This window comes from Ensifer canadensis, from assembly GCF_017488845.2.
GTDB lineage: Bacteria > Pseudomonadota > Alphaproteobacteria > Rhizobiales > Rhizobiaceae > Ensifer > Ensifer canadensis.
Map to the genome: position 1 here is coordinate 1,831,229 of NZ_CP083371.1, position 25,698 is coordinate 1,856,926.

Annotated in this window: 20 protein-coding genes; 3 read left to right on the forward strand and 17 right to left on the reverse strand. The window is 61.7% G+C overall.

Features of this window, described 5'->3' with window-relative positions:
* Positions 1 to 4: 4 nt before the first annotated feature.
* The 4 genes from J3R84_RS28120 to J3R84_RS28135 all read right to left on the reverse strand — a co-directional run bounded on the left by J3R84_RS28120 (position 5) and on the right by J3R84_RS28135 (position 6,019).
* Positions 5 to 940: an ABC transporter permease gene (locus J3R84_RS28120; protein ID WP_084815080.1), complete on the reverse strand. Its 936-nt coding sequence runs from the start codon at positions 938 to 940 to the stop codon at positions 5 to 7.
* Between the two features lie 203 nt (positions 941 to 1,143).
* Positions 1,144 to 2,742 carry an ABC transporter substrate-binding protein gene (locus J3R84_RS28125; protein ID WP_113567269.1) on the reverse strand — a complete coding sequence of 533 codons (1,599 nt, stop codon included), beginning with the start codon at positions 2,740 to 2,742 and terminating at the stop codon, positions 1,144 to 1,146.
* Between the two features lie 121 nt (positions 2,743 to 2,863).
* Positions 2,864 to 4,501: an amidohydrolase gene (locus J3R84_RS28130; protein ID WP_203529037.1), complete on the reverse strand. Its 1,638-nt coding sequence runs from the start codon at positions 4,499 to 4,501 to the stop codon at positions 2,864 to 2,866.
* 474 nt (positions 4,502 to 4,975) lie between these two features.
* A complete protein-coding gene (locus J3R84_RS28135) occupies positions 4,976 to 6,019 on the reverse strand; it encodes a class I SAM-dependent methyltransferase (protein WP_025429949.1) in 1,044 nt (347 codons plus the stop codon).
* A 314-nt stretch (positions 6,020 to 6,333) separates the two neighbouring features.
* On the opposite strand from J3R84_RS28135, the gene J3R84_RS28140 reads away from it, so the two are divergent.
* The gene (locus J3R84_RS28140; RefSeq protein ID WP_057213238.1) at positions 6,334 to 8,331 is read left to right on the forward strand and encodes a putative bifunctional diguanylate cyclase/phosphodiesterase; all 1,998 of its coding nucleotides are present in this window, start codon (positions 6,334 to 6,336) and stop codon (positions 8,329 to 8,331) included.
* 150 nt (positions 8,332 to 8,481) lie between these two features.
* Here J3R84_RS28140 and J3R84_RS28145 read toward each other — a convergent pair whose 3' ends face one another.
* From J3R84_RS28145 to J3R84_RS28180, 8 genes are all read right to left on the reverse strand, one after another.
* Positions 8,482 to 9,042 carry a methylated-DNA--[protein]-cysteine S-methyltransferase gene (locus tag J3R84_RS28145; RefSeq protein ID WP_057206098.1) on the reverse strand — a complete coding sequence of 187 codons (561 nt, stop codon included), beginning with the start codon at positions 9,040 to 9,042 and terminating at the stop codon, positions 8,482 to 8,484.
* 138 nt (positions 9,043 to 9,180) lie between these two features.
* Positions 9,181 to 9,804: a dual specificity protein phosphatase family protein gene (locus tag J3R84_RS28150; RefSeq protein WP_057206096.1), complete on the reverse strand. Its 624-nt coding sequence runs from the start codon at positions 9,802 to 9,804 to the stop codon at positions 9,181 to 9,183.
* Positions 9,805 to 9,824: 20 nt separating this feature from the next.
* Positions 9,825 to 10,715 (reverse strand): inositol monophosphatase family protein, encoded by an 891-nt coding sequence (locus J3R84_RS28155; protein ID WP_082523488.1) that lies wholly within the window; start codon positions 10,713 to 10,715, stop codon positions 9,825 to 9,827.
* 65 nt (positions 10,716 to 10,780) lie between these two features.
* Positions 10,781 to 11,911 carry an ABC transporter substrate-binding protein gene (locus J3R84_RS28160; protein ID WP_371412323.1) on the reverse strand — a complete coding sequence of 377 codons (1,131 nt, stop codon included), beginning with the start codon at positions 11,909 to 11,911 and terminating at the stop codon, positions 10,781 to 10,783.
* 51 nt (positions 11,912 to 11,962) lie between these two features.
* The gene (locus tag J3R84_RS28165) at positions 11,963 to 13,096 is read right to left on the reverse strand and encodes an ABC transporter substrate-binding protein (protein ID WP_371412324.1); all 1,134 of its coding nucleotides are present in this window, start codon (positions 13,094 to 13,096) and stop codon (positions 11,963 to 11,965) included.
* Between the two features lie 33 nt (positions 13,097 to 13,129).
* On the reverse strand, positions 13,130 to 14,269 hold the full coding sequence (locus tag J3R84_RS28170; protein ID WP_057206092.1) for an ABC transporter substrate-binding protein: 1,140 nt from the start codon (positions 14,267 to 14,269) through the stop codon (positions 13,130 to 13,132).
* 59 nt (positions 14,270 to 14,328) lie between these two features.
* Positions 14,329 to 15,462: an ABC transporter ATP-binding protein gene (locus J3R84_RS28175; RefSeq protein ID WP_057206090.1), complete on the reverse strand. Its 1,134-nt coding sequence runs from the start codon at positions 15,460 to 15,462 to the stop codon at positions 14,329 to 14,331.
* Positions 15,462 to 17,315, reverse strand: a complete 1,854-nt coding sequence (locus J3R84_RS28180; RefSeq protein WP_057206088.1) for an ABC transporter permease — start codon at positions 17,313 to 17,315, stop codon at positions 15,462 to 15,464. The genes J3R84_RS28175 and J3R84_RS28180 overlap by 1 nt, the downstream gene beginning before the upstream one ends.
* Before the next feature lie 622 nt (positions 17,316 to 17,937).
* Here J3R84_RS28180 and J3R84_RS28185 point away from each other — a divergent pair.
* Positions 17,938 to 18,924: a LacI family DNA-binding transcriptional regulator gene (locus J3R84_RS28185; protein ID WP_057206086.1), complete on the forward strand. Its 987-nt coding sequence runs from the start codon at positions 17,938 to 17,940 to the stop codon at positions 18,922 to 18,924.
* A gap of 27 nt (positions 18,925 to 18,951) precedes the next feature.
* Here J3R84_RS28185 and J3R84_RS28190 read toward each other — a convergent pair whose 3' ends face one another.
* From J3R84_RS28190 to J3R84_RS28210, 5 genes are all read right to left on the reverse strand, one after another.
* Entirely contained in the window at positions 18,952 to 20,595 is a 1,644-nt protein-coding gene (locus J3R84_RS28190; protein WP_057206084.1) for a Na/Pi cotransporter family protein, read from the reverse strand.
* A gap of 53 nt (positions 20,596 to 20,648) precedes the next feature.
* On the reverse strand, positions 20,649 to 20,945 hold the full coding sequence (locus J3R84_RS28195) for a MurR/RpiR family transcriptional regulator (RefSeq protein WP_057213248.1): 297 nt from the start codon (positions 20,943 to 20,945) through the stop codon (positions 20,649 to 20,651).
* A gap of 2 nt (positions 20,946 to 20,947) precedes the next feature.
* Positions 20,948 to 22,663 (reverse strand): metallophosphoesterase family protein, encoded by a 1,716-nt coding sequence (locus J3R84_RS28200; protein ID WP_171521289.1) that lies wholly within the window; start codon positions 22,661 to 22,663, stop codon positions 20,948 to 20,950.
* Entirely contained in the window at positions 22,663 to 23,274 is a 612-nt protein-coding gene (locus tag J3R84_RS28205; protein ID WP_113567246.1) for a dual specificity protein phosphatase family protein, read from the reverse strand. The genes J3R84_RS28200 and J3R84_RS28205 overlap by 1 nt, the downstream gene beginning before the upstream one ends.
* A gap of 80 nt (positions 23,275 to 23,354) precedes the next feature.
* The gene (locus J3R84_RS28210; protein ID WP_107028381.1) at positions 23,355 to 24,197 is read right to left on the reverse strand and encodes an inositol monophosphatase family protein; all 843 of its coding nucleotides are present in this window, start codon (positions 24,195 to 24,197) and stop codon (positions 23,355 to 23,357) included.
* Positions 24,198 to 24,546: 349 nt separating this feature from the next.
* Here J3R84_RS28210 and ytfQ point away from each other — a divergent pair, with 349 nt between their 5' ends.
* Complete coding sequence (gene ytfQ / locus J3R84_RS28215; protein WP_025429934.1) at positions 24,547 to 25,509, forward strand: galactofuranose ABC transporter, galactofuranose-binding protein YtfQ; 963 nt, start codon at positions 24,547 to 24,549, stop codon at positions 25,507 to 25,509.
* Positions 25,510 to 25,698 lie beyond the last annotated feature (189 nt).

The window sequence follows — 25,698 nt, forward strand, 5'->3', positions numbered from 1 at the left end:
GGATCTATCCGTGGCTGATGCGCGGATCGATGACCGCGTAAAGAATATCGACGATGGTGTTGATGAGCAGGAACCACAGGACGATGACGAGGATCGCACCCTGAACCACCGGGATGTCGCGCAGGCTGACGCTGTCGATCAGCAGAGATCCCAGCCCCGGCCAGGAGAACAGTTTTTCGACCACCACCGCCTGACCCATCATCGAACCGAACTGCAGGCCGATGGTGGTGATGATCAGCACAAGCACGTTGCGAACGACATGCCAGGTGACGAGGCGAAAGCCGTTCATGCCTTTGGCTCGGGCGGTGCGGATGAAATCGGCGTTCATCACGTCAAGGACGGCGGCGCGCGTCGTGCGCGCCAGGAGTGCCATCGGCGCCACGCCGAGCGTCAAGGCCGGCAGGATCAGGTTCATCGGCCCGCCGTCGCCGTAGCCGAAGCTCGGCAACCAGCCGAGCGTCAGCGCGAACAGATACATGCCGAGCAGCCCGAGCCAGAACTGCGGCAGGGACAGGCCCGAGATCGCGCCGATCATCGTCAACGTGTCGATGATGCTGCCCGGCTTCAAGGCGGCGATGAAACCGAGCGGTACACCGACGAACATCGCGATCGCCATCGCCGCGAATGCGAGCTTCAAGGTCGGCCACATGCGCTCGCCGATCAGATGGGCCACCGGCTGGCGGCTGCGGAACGATGTTCCGAGATCGAACCTTGCGAGATCGGAGAGATAGGCGCCGAACCGCACATAGAGCGGTTGGTCGAGACCGAATTCACGTGTCATCTTCTCGACGATCTTTGGGTCGCCGCCGCCCTTGCCATTGGCTGTCAGGCTGGTGGCGATGCTGCCCGGCACCACGCTGAAGATCACGAAGATCAACAGCGATATCGCGATGACTGTCGGGATCACCTGCAAGATGCGGCGCACGACGAACTGAAGCATTCATTTCCTCCCTCGCGGCGCCCATCAACGGATGCGCGGGCGATAGTCCTCCGGCACATGCCACCGAGCGATAGGCCACTCGGGCCAGATCATTCCGGCGGGTTGCCGCATCGTAAGCATTGACTTACGTTATCGGCAGCATAGGTGCCAGATACCAGTGGAAAGGCCCCCGATACCGCGACGACGATATCGGGGCGCCTCCATCAACGTCCGGCTGGGACGGTTTCGTCCACCCAGAGCTTTTCATAGGACTGGATCGCCAGCTCGGCGGAGTTTGGCTGCAGCCCATGCAGCCAGGGCTGGTAGGCCATCACAGCCTTGTTGTAGTTGAAGAACCAGACCGGCGCTTCTTCCTGAACGAGGTTGTTGGCCTTGCGTAGCAGCTCGTTCTTTTCCTCGTCGGTCTTGGCGACCTTGGCGGCCTCGAACAGCTTGTCGAAGTCCGCGTTTGCGAACTTCTGGTAGTTGCACGCAGCCTGCGACGTCTTGGAATAGAAGCACTGCATCGCCGTCAGGGCGTCCGGGCCGCTCTCCGACGACCACATGAAGGACTGGAAATCGCCTGATGGCACGACTTCGGAAAGCACCGAAGCCTCGACCGGTTTTGCCTTCACCCGGATACCGACTTTTTCCAGCATCGGGATGATCGCCTCGACGATCGTCAGGCCCCAGCTTTCGTTCTGCGTCGCTGTCAGCTCGACGTCGAAGCCATCGGCATAACCGGCCTCAGCCAGCAGTGCCTTCGCCTTCTCCGGGTCGTAGGCGTAGGGTTGCGCGTCCTTGTCATAGGCCGGCGACGATGTCGGCAGCCAGCCGCTCGCGCGGTAGGCCTTGTCCTTCGCCAGCCGTTTGATGATCAGGTCGGCATTGATGGCATAGTTGAACGCCTGGCGAACACGCTTGTCCTTGAACGGTTCGAAATCGAGGTTGAAGCCGACATAGCGCGTATAGACTTCAGCGACTTCGAGAAGGCCCTTGGACAGTTCCGGATCGGCCTGATAGGCGACGTATTGCGACGGCCCGAGCACGGAGACGTCGACCTCCTTGTTGCGGAACGCGACGTCGCGCGCCGAAGCATCCCCCATGATCAGGATATTGATCTTGTCGGCGTAGGGCTTGTCTTTTTCGTAGTACTTTTCCCACTTTTCGACCGTCAGGCGCGAGCCGGGCACATATTCGGCAAACTTGTAGGGCCCGAGGCCGATCGGGTGGCTCTGGAAGCCTTCCTTGTCGGCTTCCCCAGCCGGGTAGATCGCCGTGTTGTTGCGCATGAACAGGAACGCCGGATCGACCGGGTCTGTCAGGGTCACTTCCAGCGTGAAATCGTCGACCTTCTTCAGGCCCGAAATCGCCTCTGCCTTGCCGGCCATGTAGTCGGCGCCGCCCTTGATGTTGGCGATGTAGCGCGAAGGTGGATAGGCCTTGGCCGGATCGGCCATGCGGGTGAAGCTCGAGATGATGTCGTCGGCCGTCATCTGCTTGCCGTTGTGGAAATAGGCGTCCTGCCGCAGCTTGTAGGTATAGACCAGCTTGTCGGCGGAGACGTCGACGTCGGTCGCAAGCGCCAGCACCGGAACGTTCTTGTCCGCGTCCCAATCATAAAGGGTGCGATGGATCGCCTTGGCGTAGAACTCGTCCTGCGTCTGCGGCGACGCCTGGATGTCGAGCGTCGAGAAGCTGTCCCCATAGGGCGCCACGAAGTTGACCGTTCCGCCGGCCCGCGGCGTGTCGGCCGCCTGCACCGAAGCCACCCCTGCCAGCAACGCTGCGGTCAATCTCGAAAGTAATGCTATTTTCTTCATCATTCCCATATCCTCCCCACTTGTTGTTCTGCGTATGGATGAACAAAACCGCGATCTCATCCGACCTCCCGGATCGGTTGAGATGCATTGAGCCGCTCTTGCGGCTCCCTCTCGCCCTTCGTCAGGCGTTCTGTCGCTCGAAGACCACCTCGCCGCCCCGGATTGCCAGGGTGCAGCGCGTGTCGTTGAGGATGTCTTCGGGGCTCGCCGTCAGCATGTTCCTGGAGAACACCGCGATATCGGCAAGCTGTCCCGGGATCAGTCGTCCCTTGACGGTTTCGAGCTTCTGCGAGAACGCGCCGTATTCGGTATAGACCTGCAAAGCCTCCTCGATGGAGACCCGCTCGCGAGCGTCCATCACCGTGCCCTTGGCGGTCTTGCGCGTCAGCATGCTGTAGATATTGGGGAACGGGTTGGGATGACAGACCGGCGCATCGCTGCCGGTCGCAGGCTTCAGCCCCAGGTCCTTCCAGGTCTTCAAGGGATAGCTCGACAGCGCCCGCTCTTCGCCGAGCACCGAGACATAGGCGTCGCCGAAATCGTAGATGAACACCTGTTGCGGACACGGATATATCCCGGCCTTCACCATGCGCTGGTGCTGTGCCTCGCTGGAAAAACCGCAATGCTCAATCCGGTGACGGCGGTCCGCGTCCGGGATCGCCTCAAGCGCCTTCTCGTAGGCGGTAATCAGCTGACCGATCGCAGCGTCGCCGATCGCATGGCAGGCCAGTTGATAACCCTTGGCGTGCGCGTCGAGCACCAGCGCCTCGAGCTCCGCATCCGGTAGAATTTGAACGCCGGTATTGTTGTCATCGCCGAGATAGGGGCTGCTCATCCAGGCGGTGCGGCCACCGGCCGAGCCATCAAGGAAGATTTTGACGGCGCCGACTTTCAGCATGTCGTCGCCGACACCGGAAACGAGACCAGCCTCATAGCTCTGCGGCACGATCGAAACGTTGGGATCGCCGAGAAGAACGAGCCAGGTGCGCACCGGCAGCCTGTTGTTGAGCTTCGCCAGATTATAGGCCCTGATCTCGTCGAAGCCTGCGACCTGACCGACGGCCGCGTCCATGATGCTGGTAATGCCGTGGGATAGTAGCAGATTTCCGGCGCTTTCGATCGCATCGATCATGTCGTCGGTCGAGGCTTTCGGGATCGCGGCGCGAACCAGCCCTTGCGCGTTTTCGGCGACCAAGCCCGTAAGAGCACCAGACACCTGTTCGATCAGGCCGCCTTCCGGCACGGCCGAGTTCTCGTCGACGCCGGCCAAGCGGAATGCTTCCGAATTGAAGATCGACACATGCCCGCAGGCGCGCACCACCATGACGGGATGGTGCGGCGCAACCGCATCGAGTTCCGCGCGAAGCGGATGGCGACCGGTGTCGAGCTTGGTCTGGTCATAACCCCGCGCCCGGATCCAGGTACCGGCCGGCGTGCTTTCGGCCTGGTGCCGGATGGCATCGAGCAGGCTTTCGAGCGTGGGGGCAGCCTGCGGCGTTGCATCGACCCAGTTCAACGTCAGGCCGACGGAAATGAGATGCAGATGCGCATCGTTGAGGCCGGGGGTCGCAAATTGTCCCTGGAGGTCGAGGAGCTCGGTCCGGTCGCCGCGATAGGTTTCCATTTCCTGCCTGGTGCCCGTCGCCAGGACCTTGCCCTGCCAGATTGCCAGGGCATCGACGACGCCCTCGGCCATACCGCACCAGATCACACCATTGTGCACGATCATGTCGGCGTGAAAACTCTGTCCCGCTGGCATCTAAGGCTCCTCCCCTCCGCCGTCACTGCAACGTAGAGTCAGGTTTGATGACAAACCGGCTCTCGGCACGACCCATGTCTCCCGCCCGCATCGGTTGCGTGCCGAAGCTGGATCGTTATCCATTCCGGTGCGGCGTTCCGATGGGCCACAAGTCGTGCAGTCGGGGATGCTAGAGAAAAGGAAAGCGGCCCGCCAATGCATAGAATTTCAGGCGCTATGAAATAATTGCATAACAGCCCTGGGTAGATCCGTTGAACGTCCTCAAGCCTGAAGGACCTTCGCCCCTCGGCCGCACCGGCGAAACACTTCGCTGTGGAGACCTTGAGAACGGTTCGTTGCGCGCGAACGTCGATGCTGAGACGGGAAAGTGTCCAGCGTGTCGTTTTGCATGCCAAGGCGGCATCACGCCTTTGCCGAACGACAGCGGCGCGCGTCAAAGATGACGCGCGCCGCTGTAATGTGCTTCAGTCGTGGTTACGAGCGCTTTTGCAGCGTCGCATAGACTACGTTGCGGTTCTCCCCGAACGTCACGTGCGACTCGAAGTTGGTGCCGTCGACGCTTTCGTTGACGATGCGCCACATGTCCGATTGCGAGCGCAACAGCAGCGCCCAGTTCATGAACGTCTCCATATAGCCGTCGACGCCGATGTCGGTCGCGAAATTGGCGAAGAGGAAGACGCCGTTGGGTTTCAGCATCTGCAGGCATCGGCGGGTGAGCTTCACTGCCACGTTGTGAGGCAGGTAGTCGTAAAGCCCCGCCGCATAGACGAAGTCGAACTTGCCGAGCTTGTGAGCCCGGGTGAGAATGCCACGGACGGAACCGTCGATCGCTTCAACGCTGGTTCCTCGAAAATCCCTGGTGATCGATCCGACACTGAGCGGGTCCTGGTCGAGCGCGACCCAGCGCTTTATCCGCCCTTCCTGCAGCGCAACCGACCGGTTTGCCTCGCGCAGATGCCCGGCGGCAATCGTCAGGATCTCTGCCTCCCCGTCGCGTGTCGCCGCGATCTCATCGACATGTTGGGTCAGCAGGTCCCGCCGTTCGCGCACAGCAACCGACGACGAAGCGTCCTTGGTATAGTCGTAAAGCGCCTTGCCCACCGGCGACGCCTTGGCGATCTCGCCGGCAACGCTTGGATGGCCGTAGATGAAGTCGAGCAGTTGGGCGTCGCCGGAATAACCCCGCGGCTTTTCGCTGGACCAGCGGGTAAAAGGGTCCTGCAGGAAAAACTCCGACACCGGATGCTTTTGTGCGATCGGAATCAGTTCCTGCCATACGCTCGGATGAAACTTCGCGCGCGTCTCGTGAAGTGCGGCCGCCAAGCGATGTATTATCTTCCGGGGGTCCAGTTCCTGGGCAAATTGCTGCTGTGCAATTTGGAGAATCAGGGCGAGTTCGGCTTTTCCTGTTGCAAACTGCTCATCATAAAACTCACTTCTTGACGAAGTGAACTCGGTTGCGATTGATTGGGGAGTAATAAGACTTTCGCCATCGAATACGATTTGAAGCTGGCTCACGCAAAACCCATCCGTTAATGCTTTGTTAACAATGTGGGCAAGAATGCGCGAACTGCGTCTCGAATTGCAAGTTTTTGTAGAGTATATGGTAAATACTGGCGGACAGTACCCATTTGGATACACCCCTGCACCGGCCGTCAGTCTCGGCTAATTTATCAAAATTTAATGGGCGTCTTCTACTATGTCGTTGAGGCCGCTTGTGCTTGTTGTGGTATCCAGTGAATGGCAAGCGTGGAGCGTCTGAAGCAACGTCCAGAGATGGAAAGACGAGACCAGATTTCCGTTGAGCGCGACGCAATTCCCCGGACCGGTGCATGAAGCAAACCTTGGCCGACGTCGTTGAGATAGATCTGCACAAGCAGCCACTCAGGCCGCTGCCGGCGGAGCTGCGCTTGCTCTATCGCCAGGAAGGTGAAACGACCCGCAGGGAAGCGACGAGAAAAGGGCTCTGGATCGCCGTCGCGGTCTATCTGCTGTTTTCGATTACCGACCTGCTGCTGATCTCGGATGTCGCCCGCTACACGATTGCCTCGCGCTTTGTCGTCGGCGCAGTTGCGCTTGCCGTTCTGGAAATCCAGGTCCACTTCAACGTCAAGACGGACTGGCTGGACAGGACCTGTTCGGGCGCGCTTGTTTTCGGTTATCTCGGCTGGCTCATTCCGGCAATGATGACCGCATACACGCAGGACATGTCCTACTACATGATCTTCGGTGCGATCTTCATGATGGGCGCCAACCTGTTCTTCATCTTCCAGTTCCGCCTTTCGGTGATCTCATCGAGCATCATCCTTGGCGCATTTTTCCTCGATCTCCTCTATTTCTCGCCGCAGAACCCGTCCTACCAGCTGGCGTTCGGCACGTTCTACGTCTCCTGTTTCGTGTTCACCTCCTACGTAAACTGGAAGCTCAACCGCGAACGCTACAAGGTCTTCCTCAATGCGTTCGAGGCGAGGGTCCAGCAGCGGGAGGCGACCGAGCGCGGCAAGGCGCTGCTCAGGCTCTCCAACACCGATTCCCTAACCGGTCTCGACAATCGTCGGGCGGTAGACCAGAAGCTGCGGGAATACTGGAGCGACTGGCAGAAGTTCGGCGACCGTTTCGCCGCGATCCTGATCGACGTCGACTTCTTCAAGAAATACAACGACTGCTATGGCCACCAGGAAGGTGACCGCTGCCTCATTCTCGTGGCCAACACGTTGAGGGAATCGATCGAGCAGTTCGACGCGTCCATCGGCCGATACGGCGGCGAGGAGTTCATCATTCTTGCGCGCATGGACACGCGCGAAGAGGCCGCCGATCTGGCCGACGCCATCTGCCGCACAGTGCAAGACCTTGCGCTGGTGCACGGGCAACGACGGGATGGCACGTCCATCGTCACGGTCAGCGTCGGTGCCGCGTTCACCAGGCATCAGACGGGCTCGAAGCTCGAACGGATCATCCACGAGGCGGACCGGGCGCTTTACGCAGCAAAGGCAAGCGGACGCAACTGCGCCAAGCTGTTTGATCCGAACGACCCGCAAACCAGCGACGAGAGCGAGAACATCGCGGCGCTGTTGAAGATAGCGACCGACCAGGATCTCGTCTCCCTCGTCTATCAGCCGATCAAGAATGTTGCGACAGGCCGCGTCGAGGCCGTCGAAGCGCTGATGCGGCTGAGAATGCTCGATGGGACCGCAGTTCCGCCCAGCCTTTTCATTCCCGTTGCCGAGCGTACCGGCGCCATCATCGACCTCGGACGCTGGGCGATCCGCACGGTCTGCCGCGAGCTTCTCGCCAACGATCATGTGCCTGTCGTCAGCGTCAATGTCTCGCCGATCCAGCTGAAGACGCCGGGCTTCGCCACATCGGTTGCCGCCATCCTTGGTGAAACGGGAGTGGCCGGCGGCCGGCTCGCTTTCGAAATTACCGAGGGCCTCGAGATGGAGATGCACTCGGACGTGCTGCGCTGCATCAGCGACCTCGAAACGCTGGGCATCCGGATCTGGCTCGATGATTTCGGCACCGGCTTTGCCGGCCTTTCCTGGCTCCGGCTGATCGATTTCGATACGGTCAAGATCGACCGCTCGTTCCTTCATGACTGCGGCACGCCAAGGGGCAAGGCGATGCTGAAGGATATCATCGGCCTGGTCCGGAACCGTGGCCACAAGATCCTGGTGGAAGGTGTCGAAACCGAGGAGCAAATGGCGCTGGTGCGAGAGTTCCGCATCGACCATGTTCAGGGTTTCCATGTCGGCCGCCCGGCTTCCGCCGCGAGCTATCGCACGGCGGCGGATACCGGATCGCGCCCGGCGAGCCTCGTCAGACCGGGATAAAGCATGTCGCCCGAAAGTGCGCAGCGGTTTCGGGACAACGACACGCAAAAGAACAAGAACGTAAAGTGCAGAAAGCGAACCCTAAGGATCGCGACGCGCTCGGCTGACCAAAAACCGTTTGCCTCCTCGTCGAAGCCGCAGGCACCACGCTCAAAACAGCGATTGCTGAGCAGGCTCCGGCGGACCGAGGCGCACGCCTTCGAGCTCCAGCATGCGGATCTTCGATGTCGAGCCGCCCGGAGCCGAGAAACCGCCAACCTTGCCGCCGGCGGCCAGCACCCGGTGGCAGGGAATGATCAGTGCCACCGGGTTCTTTGCCATCGCCTGGCCGACATCGCGCGCGGCTTCAGGGCCGACGCCGAGTTCCTTTGCCAGGGCACCATAGGTGGTGGTCTGTCCCCAGCCGAGCCTGCGCGCGGCAGCATAAATCTGCTTGAAGAATGGGTCCTGCCCTTCGAGGTCGAGCTGGATATCGGAGAAATCGACCTGTTCACCGTTGAAATAGCGTCGAACCGCGGCAACCGCTTCGGCAACTTCCGGCGTCGGCGTGCCCGGTTCGCCGGCAGCAAGCCGGCGCAGAAGCAAGCGCTCGGTATCCTCAGCCTTCTTGGTCGGCAGTTGGAAACGGGTGATGCCGACGCCGTTCCAGGCGATGCCGCAGAAGCCGGCAGCGGTTTCGAAGATAAGATAGTTGTGAACTGTCTGCGCCATCTGACCGTCCTCGCATTTTCATACTCGATGAAAATCGTGCGGAAGGCGTTCGAATTCAACCCGTTTCCTGCGCGCAGCCGTGGTCGCCAACAGATTGCGCGCCATGCCGGCGCCGGATAATCCCCAAGGGCAGCAGCGCTATTTGGCTTCTATCATCTTCGCCCAGCTTGCAGCGCGCTCAGCGGACTCGATCAGCACCGCTTTCGGCGCTTTATACCATTCGTTCTCCGGCAGACCGCGCCGGTTGCGCACGAAGGCGATCGCCGCATCCAGCGTCGGAAACTCGGTCGGCAAGGTCAGGTGCAAAAACAGCGACACGACAATGACCGAACGCGAGCGTCCGCCGCGGCAGTTGATGAGAATGTTGCCCATCTCCCGGCGCGGATAGGACGGCTTTTCCGGCAGCACCTGCTCCAGTGCCGCACGCAGGATATAGTGAGCGGCCAGCATCTGCGTGTCGGGATTACCGCCACCATCGATCAATCCGATCTTGTAATAACGGATCTCGCCCGGGCCATAGACGCTGCCCTCGTGATCGGACACCAGCTGCGCCTGCCGGACGAAATTGAAATCGAGATTGACGGCGCAGTTGACGACGGTGGTGATGCCGTTCTGTCGGAGCAGATTGAGATCGCTCGTGCCCTCCTTGCCGGCGATGTAGATATCGACGCCATAAAGCGGGTGCTGTTGGTAGACGAGGCTGAGCTTGGCAAGTTCGGCAGACGGTTGCGCCTTCGTCTCGGGTTCCTGGCTGATGTTCAACTGCTGTCTCCGCTGTCTTGTCAGTTTGCCGCCGCGGCAATGCGTTTTTCCGAGATCGCCCGCGCAACGCGCCGCAATGTCGGATAGTTGGCGCCGGCGCCCGTCGCAATGTAGCCCGGGCACATGAAGTCGGGCGCATCCGCCGGCACCTTGCCCAAGGTCAGCGGCTCATATCGGCCGCCGGCGTTCTTCAGGATCAATGTCGCCGCCGCCACGTCCCAGGAGTTGACGCCAAAGCCGGTCGCAGCATCCGCCCAGCCCGCAGCCACATGGGCGATGCTGAGAGCGGCACTTCCCGGCCGCCGAAGGGTCGAAAACGTCTCGACGAATTCCCCGAGATTGGCGAGTGCCATTTCCCGGCCGTCGAGGCGAAAGTCACGGGAGACGGGATAGCCGGTGATCAGCGTTGCCCGGTTCTCTTCCTCGACCGCTTGCGAGGAGATACTTGCTCCATTGAGATAGGCTTGTTCGAGATCGGCAGAAAACATCAGGTCAGCGACCGGGTCATAAACGACGCCGGCCACGACGCCACCCCTTTCGACGGCGGCGATAGACACGCACCAGAAGGCCAGTCCGCGCGCGAAATTCGAGGTCCCGTCGATCGGATCGACATACCACTGGATGTCGCCATCGCCCACCTGTCCGCCCTCTTCGCCGAGCATGGACGAATTGGGCTCGTGCGCAAAAATGAAATCGCGAATGGTGACTTCGGCGCGCTTGTCATGGATGGTCACGACATCATGCAGGTCGCGCTTGTAGTCGACGACCATGTCCGACCGGAACGCGCTCAGCAGCGGTTCGCGCACGGCATTGGCCGCTCCACGGGCAATCTCGACGAGGCGCTTCGACCGCTCCAGTCGTTGTTCGGGGTCAGCCGCCGGTGAGGTCGCTGCGGGAAGGCGCTTTTCCATGTCGTGCGTATCCATTCTTATCGAGAAAGTGCCGGCGCGCCACCCGGTGGCGCACCGGCTTTTGTTCACTTGGTGTAGTTCACACGCCAGAAATCCTGCCACTCCTCGCGTCGGTCAAAGTCCTCAAGACCGGTCGAGGAATTGTAGCCGAACAGGCGGTCGGCGACCGTCATCAGGCCGGACGGCTCGTCGGCCGGCATCTTGATGTCGATGTTGGTCGGCAGCTTGCCGTCCTTCATCTGCGGCGCGATGCCTTCTTCCGTCAGGATGTAGTGGATGAACAGCTTTGCCGCGTTCGGGCTCTGCGTCTTCGTCGCAATCAGGCCAAGCTTGACGTAGCTCCAGCCGACCCAGGGATTGAGATCCTTGCAGATGCCGAGCTTGTACCCCTTGCCCTCGTTGTCGCGGAATTTTGCCGACGAGAGCAGGCCGAAGAAGGGCTCCTTCTGGCCGGCAGCACCAACGGCTTCGGCCACTGGATCATCGCCATCGGTGACGAGCGGCGCGTTCTGCGCCAGTGCCTTGATCCAGGCGGCCGACGCGCTCTTCTCCTCGGTCGCAAGGTCCTTGCCGAAATGGCTCTTGTAGGCACCGGCAACCTTGTCGTCGGCGTGTTTCTCCATCTGGTTGAACCAGTCGGTATAGGTGCCCTTGGTCAGCGGATCGACGAGAGCAACCTTGCCTTTCCACTTCGGTTCCGTCAGCTCCCAGATATTGGCGACCGGGCATTTGTCGTAGGCTTCGGTGTTATAGGCCCAGACGTTGGCGTTGGTCGAAATCGCCAGCGGATTCTGGAACTCCGCCGGGATTTTCGCGATCATGTCGGCCGGCAGGTAGCTTTCGACGAACTCCTGCGGCAACAACTGCGCGAGTGCTGCCGGCGCGTCAGTGATCAAGGCGACATCGCCCTGAACGTTGCCCGCCTGGCTCTCGCGGATGATCATTTCCAACTGGCTGTTCGCCGACACTTTGACGCCCGTCGCCTTGATACCGTATTTGGCCGTAAAGCCTTCGGCCATCTCGACGATCTTGCCGGTGCTGTCATAGACGTTGATCGGCTTTTCCGTCTTGGCCGCGGCAATCAGCGCGTCGAGATCGAGGCCGTCGGCGGCATGGGCTTGCGCCGAAAGCAGGCCGGCCGCAACTGCGACCGCTGCCATCGTCATATCACGCACTCTCTTTTTTTCCGTTTTCATCGCTTCCCCTCCCAAGGAAACAGCACTCGGTGATCGGCACCGCCCGTCGCGTCATTTTCGGTGGTTTATTCTCCAAAGGTCCTGCCAGGCCTCGCGCTTGTCGAGGTCGTCGCCGGCGGTCGCGGCATCGAAGGCCATCAATTGATCGAGATACTTCGCGACGCCCGAGGGTTCATCGGCCGGCAGACCGATCGTCGAATTGCCGGAGATCTTTCCGTCTTCGGTCTGGGGTGCAATGCCCTCTGCCGTCATCAGGTAACGGACAAACAGCTTGGCGGCATTCGGGCTCTTGGTCTGGCCCGCGATCAGGCCGAAGCCCGGATAGAGAAATCCGGAAAACGGCTCGACGCCGGCGCAGATACCGAGTTTAAGGCCCTTCGTGAGGTTGTCGCGATACTTGGCCGTCGAGGTGATGACGAAGAACGGCTCGGCTTGTCCCGGGGCGCCGGCGGCGTTGGCGACCGTTGTCGAATCCGCCAGAAGCGGCCCGTTTTCCGCAAAGGCCTTGACCCAGGCAGCTGTGGCACTTTGGCCGTTCGTCTCCAGCTTCTTGCCGTAAAGGCTTTCATAGGCCCGCGCGACATCGGCGTCGCGATGCGTCTCGATCTGATTGAACCAGTCGGCATATAGCGGCTTGTCGAAGAGATCGAGCATCGCCAGCTTGCCGCGCCACTGCGGCTCGGTCAGCTGCCAGATGTTGGTCACGGGGCACTTGTCGTATTTCTCGGTGTTGTAGGTAAAGACGTGAGGGTCCGAGACAACAACAAGAGGATTGCGCTGCGCTTGCGGAATATCCTTGGCGAGATCCGGAGGCGTCCAGCTGGTGGCGATACCTTCCGGCAACAGCTGTCCGATTGCCGATGCCACGTCAGTCGCGACGCTCACGTCGCCGAGGATATTGCCGGCCTGGTGCTCGCGGATCATCAGCTCCACCTGCGTGGCTTCGTTGACCTTCTTGCCCGTCGCCTGCACGCCGTATTTTTCCGAGAACTCCTTGGCCGTATCGACGATCTTACCGGTGACGGCATAGACGGTGATCGGCGGCTCCTTCTTTGCCGCCTCGATCAGGGCGCCGAGGTTGAAGGCTTCTTCAGCCTTCGCCGGCCCACAGGTCAGTGTCATGGCAGCAAGGCTACCTGCGACCGCCCAGGCTAATGGGCGGTCGCGCAACGCGCTGCGTTTCATTTCCATCATGTCGTCACTCTCCCGGCTGAGCCATCACTTCTGGTAGTTCACCCGCCAGAAATCCTGCCAGGTTTCGCGCGCATCCCAGTCGTCGAGGCTCGTGTCCATCTGGTAGGGCAGAACCTGGTCGAGAACCTTGCCGATGCCCGAGGGTTCGTCAGCCGGAAGTGCCACATCGGTATTGGTCGACATCTTACCATCGACCGCCTGCGGCGCGATGCCTTCCTCCGTCATGACGTAGTGGATGAAGAGCTTGGCGGCGTTCGGGCTGTTGGTGCCCTTGGTGATCAGGCCGACGCCCGGATACATCCACCCGAGCCATGGCTTCAGATCCGTGCAGAGCCCGAGCTTCATGCCCTTCTCCGCATTGTCGCGGAACTTTGCCGAACTCATCAGGCCCATGAACGGCTGCGACTGGCCCGGCGCTCCGACGGCATCGGCTGCCGCGGCGTCGGCATCGGTCAGCAGCGGCGCGTTGGCGGCAAGCGCCTTCACCCAGGCCGCCGTCGCGCTGCCATCGTCGAGTTCCAGGTCCTTGCCGTAGAGCTCCTTGTAGGCGGCGGCGACCTTGTCGTCGCCGTGCTTTGCCATCTGGTTGAACCAGTCGACATAGGACGCCTTGCCGAGCGGGTCCTGCATGGCGACCTTGCCCTTCCACTCCGCGCCGGTCAGCTGCCAGATGTTGGTCACCGGGCACTTGTCGTAGAGTTCGGTGTTGTAGGCCCAGACGTTGGCGCTGGTGACCACCGTCAGGGGATTCTGGTACTGCTCCGGAATCTTCGACGCCATGTCCGGCGGCAGCCAGCTCTCGGCAAAACCCTGCGGGATCAGCTGCGCCATCGCGGCCGGCGCATCGCTGATGATCGAAACGTCGCCCTGGATATTGTTGGCGCGTGCCTCGCGGATGATCATCTCGAGCTGCGCCGACGCCTTGACCTTCGATCCTTCGGCGGCGACGCCGTATTTGGCCGAGAACGCCTTGGCCATCTCGACGATCTTGCCGGTGCTGTCATAGACGGTGATCGGCGCTTCCTTCTTGGCGGCCTCGACCAGTGCGTTCAGGTCGAAGGCGTCCTCAGCCATCGCCTGCCCCGCCAAGAGGCCGGCAAAGGCCGTCGTCCATAGCAGGCAACGGCTTTTGGTGTCTGCCGTTCCATTCTTCCGAAAATGCATCGACTGCTCCTCCTCAGTAAGCGGTGTTCGTCTTTCGGTTGATACGATCAGTAATTTCGTCAGTTCAGCTTCGTGCTGCGCAGCAGCTTGTCGGCCTCGGCAATGCGTTGGCCGTCCTTGTCGAAGACGTGCAGCGCCTCCGGCGGCGCGAAGAAGCGGACCTTTTCTCCAAGCTCCAGCCGCGGCAGCGCATGCGTCGTCAGGAACAGCGTGTGGCTGTCGCTCTTCAGCTCCAGGATCCAGCTGCCGCCCGTCGGCAGAATGCCGGTGACGACCATCTTGCCGCTGAAGCTTCCCTGCGGAACGTCTTCCTTCCTCGTGGCGTAGCTGAGCGCTTCGGGACGGATGCCGATGGAACCGATGCCGCGCAGGCCGGGATAGCGGGCGGAGAGGTAGGCTTCCGCCTCCTTGGCAACATCCGACGTGTCTTTCTTTTCGAAGGACAGGATGTTGATCGGCGGGCTGCCGACGAACTCGGCGACGAAGCGGTTGGCCGGGCGGTCATAGATGTCGTTCGGCGTGCCCATCTGCTGCAGCGTGCCTTCGTTCATGACGGCGATCGTCGTTGCCAGCGTCATCGCTTCCCACTGGTCGTGGGTGACGAAGACGATCGTCGTCTTGAATTCCTTGTGCAGGCGCTTGAGTTCGGCGCGCATTTCAAGCCGCAGCCGCGCATCGAGGTTCGACAGCGGCTCATCGAGCAGCAGCACGCCCGGATTGACGGCAAGCATGCGGGCAAGTGCCACGCGCTGCTGCTGGCCACCCGAAAGCTGCGACGGATAGCGGTCGCGGTACTTGGCGATGTCGAGCGCCTGCATGACCTTTTCGACACGGGCCTCACGCTCGGCCTTCGGCAGCTTGCGCAGCCGCAGACCAAAGTCGGTGTTGCGCTCTATGGTCAGATGCGGCCAGAGCGCGTAGCTCTGAAACACCAGGCCCATTTCGCGCTTTTCCGGTGGCACGAAGACGCCGTCGAAGATCGAATCGACCACCCGGTCGCCGATGCGGATCTCGCCGCCCGACAGGTTTTCCAGCCCCGCGATCATCCGCAACGTCGTCGTCTTGCCGCAACCCGATGGGCCGAGCAGGCACATGAACTCGCCGTCGCGGATTTCCAGATCGAGGTTGGAGACGGCATTGGCGGAATTGACGCCATAATTCTTCTGGGCGCCGCGCAGATTGATAGTGGGCATCAGCTTCCGAGTCCTTCTGCAAGATTGGTCTTGGTCAGCTTCTGGGCTGCCAGAGTTCCGAGATAGGCGATGGCGGCGATGATCAGCACGACCGCGTTTGCCGCCTGGGTGTAGTGGTAGTCGACGAGCCGCAGCGAATAGGTCGTGAGAACGTCGGTGCTGGGCACGGCGAGGATGACGAACAGGCTGAGGCCCTTGATGCCGGAGATGAACGGCAGCAGCACACCGGTGACGAGCGAGCCCTTCTGGATCGGGATGACGATCGACATCATGCGGCGGAACCAGCCGGCGCCGGCGATCTGGGCCGCCTCTTCCGGATCCTTGCCGAGCTGGGTCATGGCCGAGATCCCGGCGCGCGAGGCGTAGGGCATCTGGTCGGCCATCAGCGCCAGCACCAGGATGGTGACGGTGCCGTAGAGTGCCGGCATCGGACCCCGGGGAACCGCAAAGAGCGAGAGATAGGCGGCGGCAAAGGCAATGCCCGGCACCAGATAGGGCAGGAACGTCACCTGGCGCAGATAGACAGACAGGGCTCTGACCGGCGTGCGGATGACGACATAACCGACGAGCAGGCCGAGAATGCCCGAGGCGATCGAGGCGAGGCCGACGATCATCAGCGTGTTCTTGGCGGCCGCCCAGAGATCGGGGCTCAGGAGCACGCCGGTCTGCAGCGCTACGGTATGAAGGTCTCGGCCGATCCAGTAGTCGAGCGTGAAGTTGTCGAGGGTGAACTGTGCCGGCAGCTTCATGACCGTCGACAGGAACAGGGTCAGGAGAGGCAGACCGACGCTCAGCATGAAGATCGTCGCGGCGAAACCCGTTGCCGGAAGCCTGAGCTTGCCGAGGCGGCTTTGCCGGTTCATCGAGCCCTTGGAGCCGATGGTGACGAAGCGGCGCGCTTCACGCACCAGCCGCGCGTCGATCATCAGGGTGATGATGCCAATCAGCATGATGGAGGCGGCGACGACACCGGCGACACCCGTCTGGCGCGAGGCGATGCTGCGGAAGAGCGAGGTGGAGAGCACCTCGAACTTGACGGGCAGGCCGAGCACATAGGGCACGCCGAATTCGCCGAGGCACTTTGCGAAGATCAAGATCATCGACGACATCAGCGCCGGGCGCATCAGCGGCAGGATGATCTGCATTGCCACCTGGTAGCGCTTGGCGCCGAGGATGCGGGCGGAATCCTCCAGCTGGGAATCGAAGCGCCTAAGCGCCGAGCCGAACAGCAGAATGACGAAAGGCGTATAGTGCAGGGCGAGAATGATGGTGATCGGAAAACGGCCATAGGCGACCCAGTCCGGCGGCGTCCAGCCGAGAGCCTCGAACCAGCCGGGCTGGCCGCCGACAGTGCGGTTCTTGAACAGCGTGGTCCAGGCGAGCGCGAACGTCCATGCAGGCAGCATGTAAGGCACGATCAGGGCGGTCGCGAACCAGCGCCTTCCGAACATGTCGGTGCGGCTGATCAGCCAGGCGAGAACGGTCCCGATCAATAGCGACAACAGGATCGCGCCGACTGCAACCGACAGCGTGTTGAACAGTGGCCGCCAGAAGAGATCGACGGAGACAGGCGAGGTAAATGTCCTGTCGAGATAGTACAGCGTCAGGTCGCCAAAATCCTTGCCGAGCCGGCGCTCATGTCCGAATTGCACGCGCACGGAATCGAGCACGATGGAGATGATCGGCACGACGATCAGGTAGGTGAAGAGCAGCGCCGTCAGCACCCCGATCAATGTCGTCGGCTCCCGGGAGGCGACCTTCAACCGATATCGCCAGACTTGCCAGGACGAGGGCACAGCGGCTTCACCGCCCGCTGCCCGCGGCGCCTTCGCTGAATCACTTAGAAAAGCCATGCTCTTTCCCCTTGAGACCTCGCCTCGCAACACGATCCGGCTATGCGCCGGCGCCTTGCGGACGAGCAAACATGCGAACGGGGAGATCAGGGAAAGCCGCGCAGGCAGCCGCCCCTGCTCCATGTCGAGCAAGGCAACCCGCCGCGAGAACGCGATATCTCGTCATCGATCCAATCCTCCCTGTTCGCGACCGACCCCGATCAACGATCCTGTCCGGATCGGGCCCGACGGCATCCGGCCACTCCTCAGAAGCCGGCGCCATCATCACGAACATAGACGGAACAAAAATTCCATTTCGTCACCGCCTATGGAATGCATGATCCATTGAGAGGTCGCGCTTGTCAACAAAAAAATGCACACGTGCGCAACGATTTATCGCTTTGATTTTATTGCATATTTTTCTCAGATGGATCCGCTTTTTTCGAACACGTGGTCATTGCCTCGCGACTGGCCAGCGAAGACGCTCCGGCCGCATAGGGAATGGCGAACTAAAACAGCCGGATTTCCGGCGGGCGCGCAGCACTCAGGCGACATCACCTGCAGAGCCAAAGGATACTTTTTCGTTGGAATGAACCGGCATTTGTGGCCCAGATAGCCGCGAGCTGATTCTTTGGGGGAAACCATGGCACGAGGGTTCGTCACGGCCGAGGAGGTCGCAAAACGCGCGGGTGTTTCACGCTCGGCCGTCTCGCGCACGTTCACGCCGGGTGCCAGCGTCTCGCAGCCTGTCCGGCGCAAGGTACTGAAGGCGGCGCGCGAACTCGGCTATCGAGTAAATCGGCTGGCCCAGGGGCTGAACAACGACCGCTCGAACCTGATCGGCGTCGTGGGCACCAACCTCAGTGCGCCCTTCATTTCCAAGCAGCTCGATCTCTTGAGCATCGGCCTGCTCCGGCGCGGGCTCCAGTGCCTGCTGTTGAACGCCGCCGATGCGCGCAAGGATATCGCGCCGCTGATCGAGCTGCTGTTTGAATTCCGCGCCCAGGCGATCGTCGTGCTTTCGGGCGAGCCGCCGTCCTCGATCGTCGATGAGTGTATCGCCAATGGCGTCCGGCTGATCCTGGTCAATCAACGGCTCGATCGCACCGATACCAACATGGTGCTGAGTGACGATTCGCACGGGGCGGACCTGGCCGCACTCCGGTTGATCGCGGCCAAATGCAAGAAGGTTGCGGTCGTCTCCAGTGCCAGCCAGACGCCGGCACAGGTTCGGCGAGCGACTGCGTTTACGCAGCGGATGCAGACCGCCGGGATCGAGGTGGTCGCCTGGTCGGACGGGCCGACGAGCTACGAAAGCGGCTATCAGGCCGGTTGTGACCTCTTGCGCGACAAGCGGATTGACGGAGCATTTTGCGTCACTGATCTGCTGGCGCTGGGTTTCCTCGATGCCGCTCGCATCGAAATGCATCGCCGTGTGCCGCAGGATGTGTCTGTCGTTGGCTTCGACGATATTCCCCAGGCGAGCTGGAAGAGCTATGAGCTGACCACCATCGAGCAGTCTCTATCGACATTGACCGCGAACGTCCTGACGGCGCTCGAAACCGATGAGCCCGCGACCCGGCTGCAGGTGGTGCCCGTGTCGATGATCGAGCGCAAGACGGTGCGTTAGTCCCTCCTCCAGGCGCGCCTCTCGAAATCAGCCGGCCTGTCGGATGCGGCTTTCGATCAACAGGCCGCTGTCGTCGAGGATCGGGTGCGCGACCGATGCGATATGGGCGTTGATGCGTTTGAGGTCGCGCAGCATATCGAGGTGCAGCGAACTGGTTTCGATGCTTTCCGCCCGCCCCTCGCGCAGGCGCTGCAGGTGCCGCTCGGCCGATTGGCGCTCAAGGCGACGGACGTCTTCCTTGACCTCCACCAGCCGCCGCGCCAAAGCCGCATCGCGGGTGGCAAACACCGTCTGCGCCATGCGCAGGTTGTCGAGCGTGATCGCAAACAGCCGTGTCAGCTCCTCGTGGCCATCCCTCGAAAAGGTCAGGCCCAACGCAATCTTCTTTGCGAGTTCGGCCAGCAGGCCCTTCTCGATGATATCGCCGATATGTTCGAGATTGATAGCGTAGTCGACGACATCCATTGCTCGCCGGCGGTTGTCTTCGCCGATATCCGCCTGACCAAGGCGCGAGACATAGACCTTGATCTGATGCTGCAGCCGATCGACCCGGCCTTCGAGCGTGCTGATGCCCGCGAGCTTCGCAGGATCCGCATGCTGCAGCGCATCGCTTGCCTGCGCCAGCATGCTTTCGATCAGATCTCCGACGCTTAGGACTTCGCGGCTGGCGCCGGCAAGGGCTGCCACCGGCATCGAAAGCTTGTCCTCGTCGAGATAGCTCGGCGCGTCCGGCGTCTGCTTCGGCTCCGGCAACAGCCGCGCGGTCATCCGGGCGAGCGGTCGCGACAGCGGCCATGCAAGCACCGCCAGCGCCAGATTGAAGACGAGATGCGCATCCACAGGCAGCTTGTCATGCGACAGCGGCAGGATATCGAGCAACTGTGCCGAATAGCCGGCAAGCGGCAGCGCCACCAAGCAGCCGATGGCGCGCACGATGAGATTACCGATCGTCACGCGTCTCGCGCTGATCGGCGCATGCAGCGTCGCCAGGACCGGCGGCACGGCGCCGCCGAGATTGGCACCGAGGACCAGGACGATGATCAGCCCGGTCGAAATGCCGCCCGTTGCCGCGAGCGACAGGATGAGGACGACGATGGCGAGGCTCGAGGATGCCAGGATCGCCAGCATGGCCGAGAAAATTAGTGCGACCGGCCAGGCATTGTCGAGCATCGCCAAAAAGGCCGAGAGCGCCGCAGATGCGCGCACCGGTTCCGTCGCAAGACCGATCAGATGCAGCGACAACAGCATGAGCCCGACGCCGACAAGGGCGGCGCCACCGCCTTTTCGCCCATTCGACGTTCCCCGTGAAAGGATGACGCCGACGAGGATCAGCAGCGGTGAGAGCCAGCCGATGCCAATCGACACGATCCACGCCGTCATTGCCGTTCCGACATTGGCGCCCAGAAGCACGATCTGCGCCATGCGCGGCGCAACGAGATTGCGTTCGGCGAAGGATGCGATCATCAGTGCCGTCGCAGTCGAGCTTTGCAGTGCGATCGTCGCAACCAGTCCGGCGAGGAAGGATCGCAAACCGTCGCGCGTGCCGGCGGCCAAGCCGGCCTTCAGCCGGGCGCCGAAGGCGCGCTGCACGCCATCCTTGACCTGCGAAAGCCCGAACAGCAGCAGCGCCACGGCGCCAACGAGATTGATGCTGACGATGGCCGATTCCATGGGTGCACTCCGGTCGGACGGTCCTTCGGTTCGTTACTGCTCGAAGCCCAGTTTCATTGTCTGCCGCGGCGCAGTTCCTCGCGGAACAACTGTTGGAATGCGGCGTATTTCTCAAAGCCCAGATCGCTGATCAGCCGCATGACCGTGGTGGTCGAAACGCCGGCCCGCTCAGCCACTTCCCGTGCGCTCGCAAAGGCGATGTCATAGGGATGGGATAGCGCGAACTTCGCGACTTCGAGCCGCCCGCCCTTGAGCCCGCGGGCACCGAGGCGAAACGCCTCCTTCAACTCCGGGACGCTTGCCGGCGGTTTCACCCCTCGACCGGGTAATACAAAAGACTGCTGGTCCATGGTCAAACAACCTCCTTCGCTTCTCGCTGCAAGGTGATCTCGATCTGCCGCGCACCCACTTCCGCTCGGTCGAGAAAGGCGGCAAACGCGCCCAGGAAGATCGACAGGAAACCGGCGACAGAGCGGTCCCACCCCTCATCCGGCTCTCGGCCGAAGCGCTCGGAAAGGGCGCGGTAAAGACGCAGCCGCTCTGGCGATATCGCAGGCAGCGCCAAGTGACCCGCCTGGCGCAGGCAGTACCAGTCGGCGATGACATCGATCATGCGGCAGGCAGCAACTTGTTCGGCCGAAAATCCGGACTTTTTTGCAAGCGCGTGCAATGCTTGCACCACCACGTCGGCATCAAGAAGTTCCGCGCAGATACCTGAGAGCGTGGCGCCCGAGACGCGGCTCACCACATCCTGCGGCCACTCCTTGGGAAAATAGCGGTGGCGAACCAAAGCCAGCTTATGAGCCCGCAGGAAAGCGCCGTAATCCTCGGCATTGAAGGCGGCATCGTCCGTCTCCCCTAGCCGCTCCGTCTCGCGGCGATAGGCCTGCGCCAGACGCGGATCCACCGTCTTCGCCGACAGCTCGACGGTATCGACGACAATACCGCCGTTCACCGGCTGAATGATCTTGAAGGCTGGAGGATAGGCGACGAGCGAGGGCACTGCCACATTGGTCAACTGGCGCTCGCCGCGGGTGCGTCGCGTTACACCCTCGACATGAAGGTGGCCGCTGAAATGCACGGTCAGCCCGGCGCCCAGCAAGGCATCGGTGACAGCTTGGCGCGGCGTGCGGCGGGCGATGTTGGTTTCCCCGAAGAGCACACGCTCGGCACCGGTCGCGCCGTCGAATGGATCGAGCGCCGGGTAATGCGAGAAGGCGAGCACGGTCTTGCCCAGCGCCTCTGCCCGCGCGCAGACGTCTGTGATCCACGAGACGATGAAGGGTTTCAGGCGCAGCATGGCGTTCCAGCCGGCGGCGGTGCTGTCGACAAAGGCTGCTTCCTCGCCGCCTACGAACGTGCCATCCCGTGGCTCGAACACATTGGCGTCGATCATCAACAGCCAGATTCCCGGTTCCGGCTCGACCAGATAGGAGGCATCCATCAACGAATATCGGTTGCTTCCATCCGGCGAAACCACCTCGTAACGCCGACTTTCGATATCGTCGGACAGGCCGAACGGCGTCTCCCAATGGAGATATTCCGGCTTGCGGAAATAGCCGCAGGCAGCCATCGGGCCGAGGCCGGTGGGATATCCCTCGCAATACATGCGCGGAGTGACGATCGCGCCCGCCGCCGTCGACGCAGGATCGCTGGTCACCCAGACGCTGGCGCCATCCTGGTCGAGGAACTCCTTGGTGTGGTGGCGCCCCGTCGGACCGAAAATGTCGTGATTGCCGGGAAGGGCATAGAAGGCGGTGCCGTATGCGTTGGCGTGCCGGTCGAGGATCCTGCGCAGGCTTGCGGTCGTCTGCCGCTGACCGTCATCGGTGTAATCACCGAGCAGGACGACGTGCCGGATGCCCCGATCCCGCACCTCGTCCAATGCCACTGAAAGTGCCTTGGCGCTCTCGTTAAAAACACGGGTCGACTGCCGCGTTTCGGCCCAGCTGCGAACCATCATCCGCTGCCCGTCGATGCTCATGCCGGGGAAATCGAAATCGCCTTCGAGATCGTGGAAATGCGCGTCGGCGATGACGGCGATACTGGCTTGGCTGCGCTTCAACATCAGTCCCGCCCGGATGTCTTGCCGGCGATCATGTCGATCCATTCAGACGCCCGGCGTGCCGCCTCGTAAAGCATCGGCTTCGGTGTCTCGAACCACTCGTCGGGACGCAGTTCGCGGTATTCACGAATGTGGGCGACCGCGGCGTCAAGCGTCGGGAAAAGCTCCGGCTGCTGTTTGTGCAGGAACAGGCCCACGAGCGAGACGGATCGGCTGCGTCCGCCGCGGCAGTTGACCAGCACATTGCCGCCATCGGCGAAGGGATAGGTTTCGCGCTTCGGCATCGCCTGGCGCAATGCTCCGTCCAGGATGTAGTAGGCGCCGAGCATCATCGTATCCGGACTGCCTTCGCCGTCGATCAGGCCGAGCTTGTAGTAGCGAATGTCGGCATAGCCGCTCGGCCGCAGATCGCCACCATCGTCAGCCTCCCTCTCGCGCACCCAGTTGATATCGAGATTGATCGCGCAGTTGACCACCACCGAAATGCCGTGGTGCTTCAGCAATTCGAGATCGCGTGCGCCGTCGCTGCCGCCGATATAGAGATCGGATTTGTGCGGACCGATCCCGCTTGCGATCAGACTGATCGCCGGGCGCGCATAAACAGGTGCATCCATGCCGTTTCCTTTCCAGATCGGGCGACGCCGAAAGGCATGCCACCCAGAATTCGCATTGTCGGCGCCCTTGGCAGAGCCGCTCAGGCGAGCTGCAGTTCGGCAACGACGTCGCCTGCCGAGGCGATCGGTATCCGCGATGCCCGGCTTATCCCACCGGCGATGCCTGGCGCGGATGCCAGAACCGGCCCGCCGCCGCGAAGGCTACCGATCTCCATGAAGGGACAGACATCACCGCCGGCCTCGGCGACAAGCAGCAATCCCGCCACGCAGTCCCAGGAGTTCATGTGCAGTTCGATATAGGCATCCGAACGACCGTCAGCGACATAGGCAAGCGCCAGCGCGCCCGAGCCTGCCCTGCGGACATTGGTGCCGAGCGCCAGCAGATCGCGGATCGTTTCGAGATAAATCTCGTTCGACACGCGGCCGGACCAGCCCATTTCCACCGACGCCGTCTCAAACGCCGTGGTGGCGGCGACGGCGATCGGCTGACCGTTGCGGGTCGCGCCTGAACCGCGCCGGGCGAAGTAGAGCTCATCCAGTGCGGGATTGTAGATGGCGCCGATCTCCGCCCGACCATCCTCGATATAGGCGATCGAGATGCAGAAATGCGGGATGCTGCGGGCAAAATTGGCGGTGCCGTCGACCGGATCGACCACCCAGAGACGATTACTGATCGATCCGCCGCCCTCCTCGCCGAAGAAGGCGTCGTCAGGAAAGTGCTCGGCGATCGCCTTGCGGATATGCGCCTCGGAGGCGGCATCCGTCTCGGTCAGAAAGTCCTGCGGCCCCTTCATCGAGAAGGCGCGCGTCGCGCTGTCTTCAAAGCCACGGAGCACAAGCGCTCCGGCCGACAGGATAATGTCTCGGCAAAGGCTCGCCCGACCCTCAAGATCGTTCGAATAGAATGGTCTTTCCAGGTTCATTCGGGCACGACTCCTTTGCACACGCGAGCATCTTTGCACACGCGTTCAATGGTGACAAGCCTCATTCTGGACCAGCTCGTGCGACGAATGCCCTGCTCGCCGCCAACGAACGGTTTCGAACAATGCAGGCGGGATGCAGGCGATATCGGCGGCTGTCTTCGATCCTCTTGACCGTGCGGCGAATGCGAGCCGGAAGCGAGCCGCCGCGTCGCACGGCCCGGAACGATGCCGGCGAGGCGCATCCGATGCGCGCCCTCGGCGCTTGTCCTCAAAGGTGAGTTTACAAAAGTATTATTATATGATTTTTTGAAACTGCTGCGAGGAGAGCAGCTTTCTTTGGGAGGAAATCATGAAATTCGCCAAAGCACTCGCGAGTGCAACGATCCTTGCTGCCTGCACGTTTGGCAGCGCATCTGCCGCAGATCTCGTTGTCGGTTTTTCGCAGATCGGCTCGGAGTCCGGCTGGCGCGCTGCAGAGACGACGCTGACGAAGCAGCAGGCTGAAGAGCGCGGCATCGACCTGAAATTCGCCGATGCCCAGCAGAAACAGGAAAACCAGATCAAGGCGCTACGCTCGTTCATCGCCCAGGGTGTCAACGCCATCCTGCTTGCTCCCGTCGTCGCCACCGGTTGGGACGAGGTTCTCGAGGAAGCCAAGGACGCGGAAATCCCCGTCATCCTGCTCGACCGAACCGTCGATGCGTCCGACGAGCTGTACATGACCGCCGTCACGTCTGACCTCGTGCATGAAGGCAATGTCGCCGGCAAATGGCTTGCCGACACGGTTGCCGGCAAGCCGTGCAACATCGTCGAACTCCAGGGCACGACAGGGTCTTCACCGGCGATCGATCGCAAGAAGGGCTTCGAGCAGGCGCTTTCCGGCCACGACAACCTGAAGATCGTCCGCAGCCAGACCGGCGACTTCACCCGCACCAAGGGCAAGGAAGTCATGGAAAGCTTCCTCAAGGCCGAAGACGGCGGCAAGAATATCTGCGCGCTCTACGCCCACAACGACGACATGGCGGTCGGCGCCATCCAGGCGATCAAGGAAGCCGGCCTGAAGCCGGGCAGCGACATCCTCGTCGTTTCGATCGATGCCGTGCCGGATATCTTCCAGGCGATGGCCGCGGGCGAAGCCAACGCCACCGTCGAACTGACCCCGAACATGGCAGGCCCCGCTTTCGACGCGCTCGCCGCGTTCCAGAAGGACGGAACAAAGCCGCCGAAGTGGATCCAGACGGAATCGAAGCTCTACACCCAGGCCGACGATCCGATGAAGATCTACGAAGCGAAGAAGGGTCTCGGTTACTGATCCCAGGCGCGACCGGCGTCGACGCGAACCGTCGGCGCCTGTTGTCACAAGCCAGACGATCGATACTGCGGAGTTGGACGACGGAACGGGCTCGCCCGCCTCGTTGTCGCCGCGGGCTCGATGTCCGGTCGGCATGCTTCGCTCGAGCACGAGGATCGAGGTGAAGCATGCTGATTTTCGGAACACTGA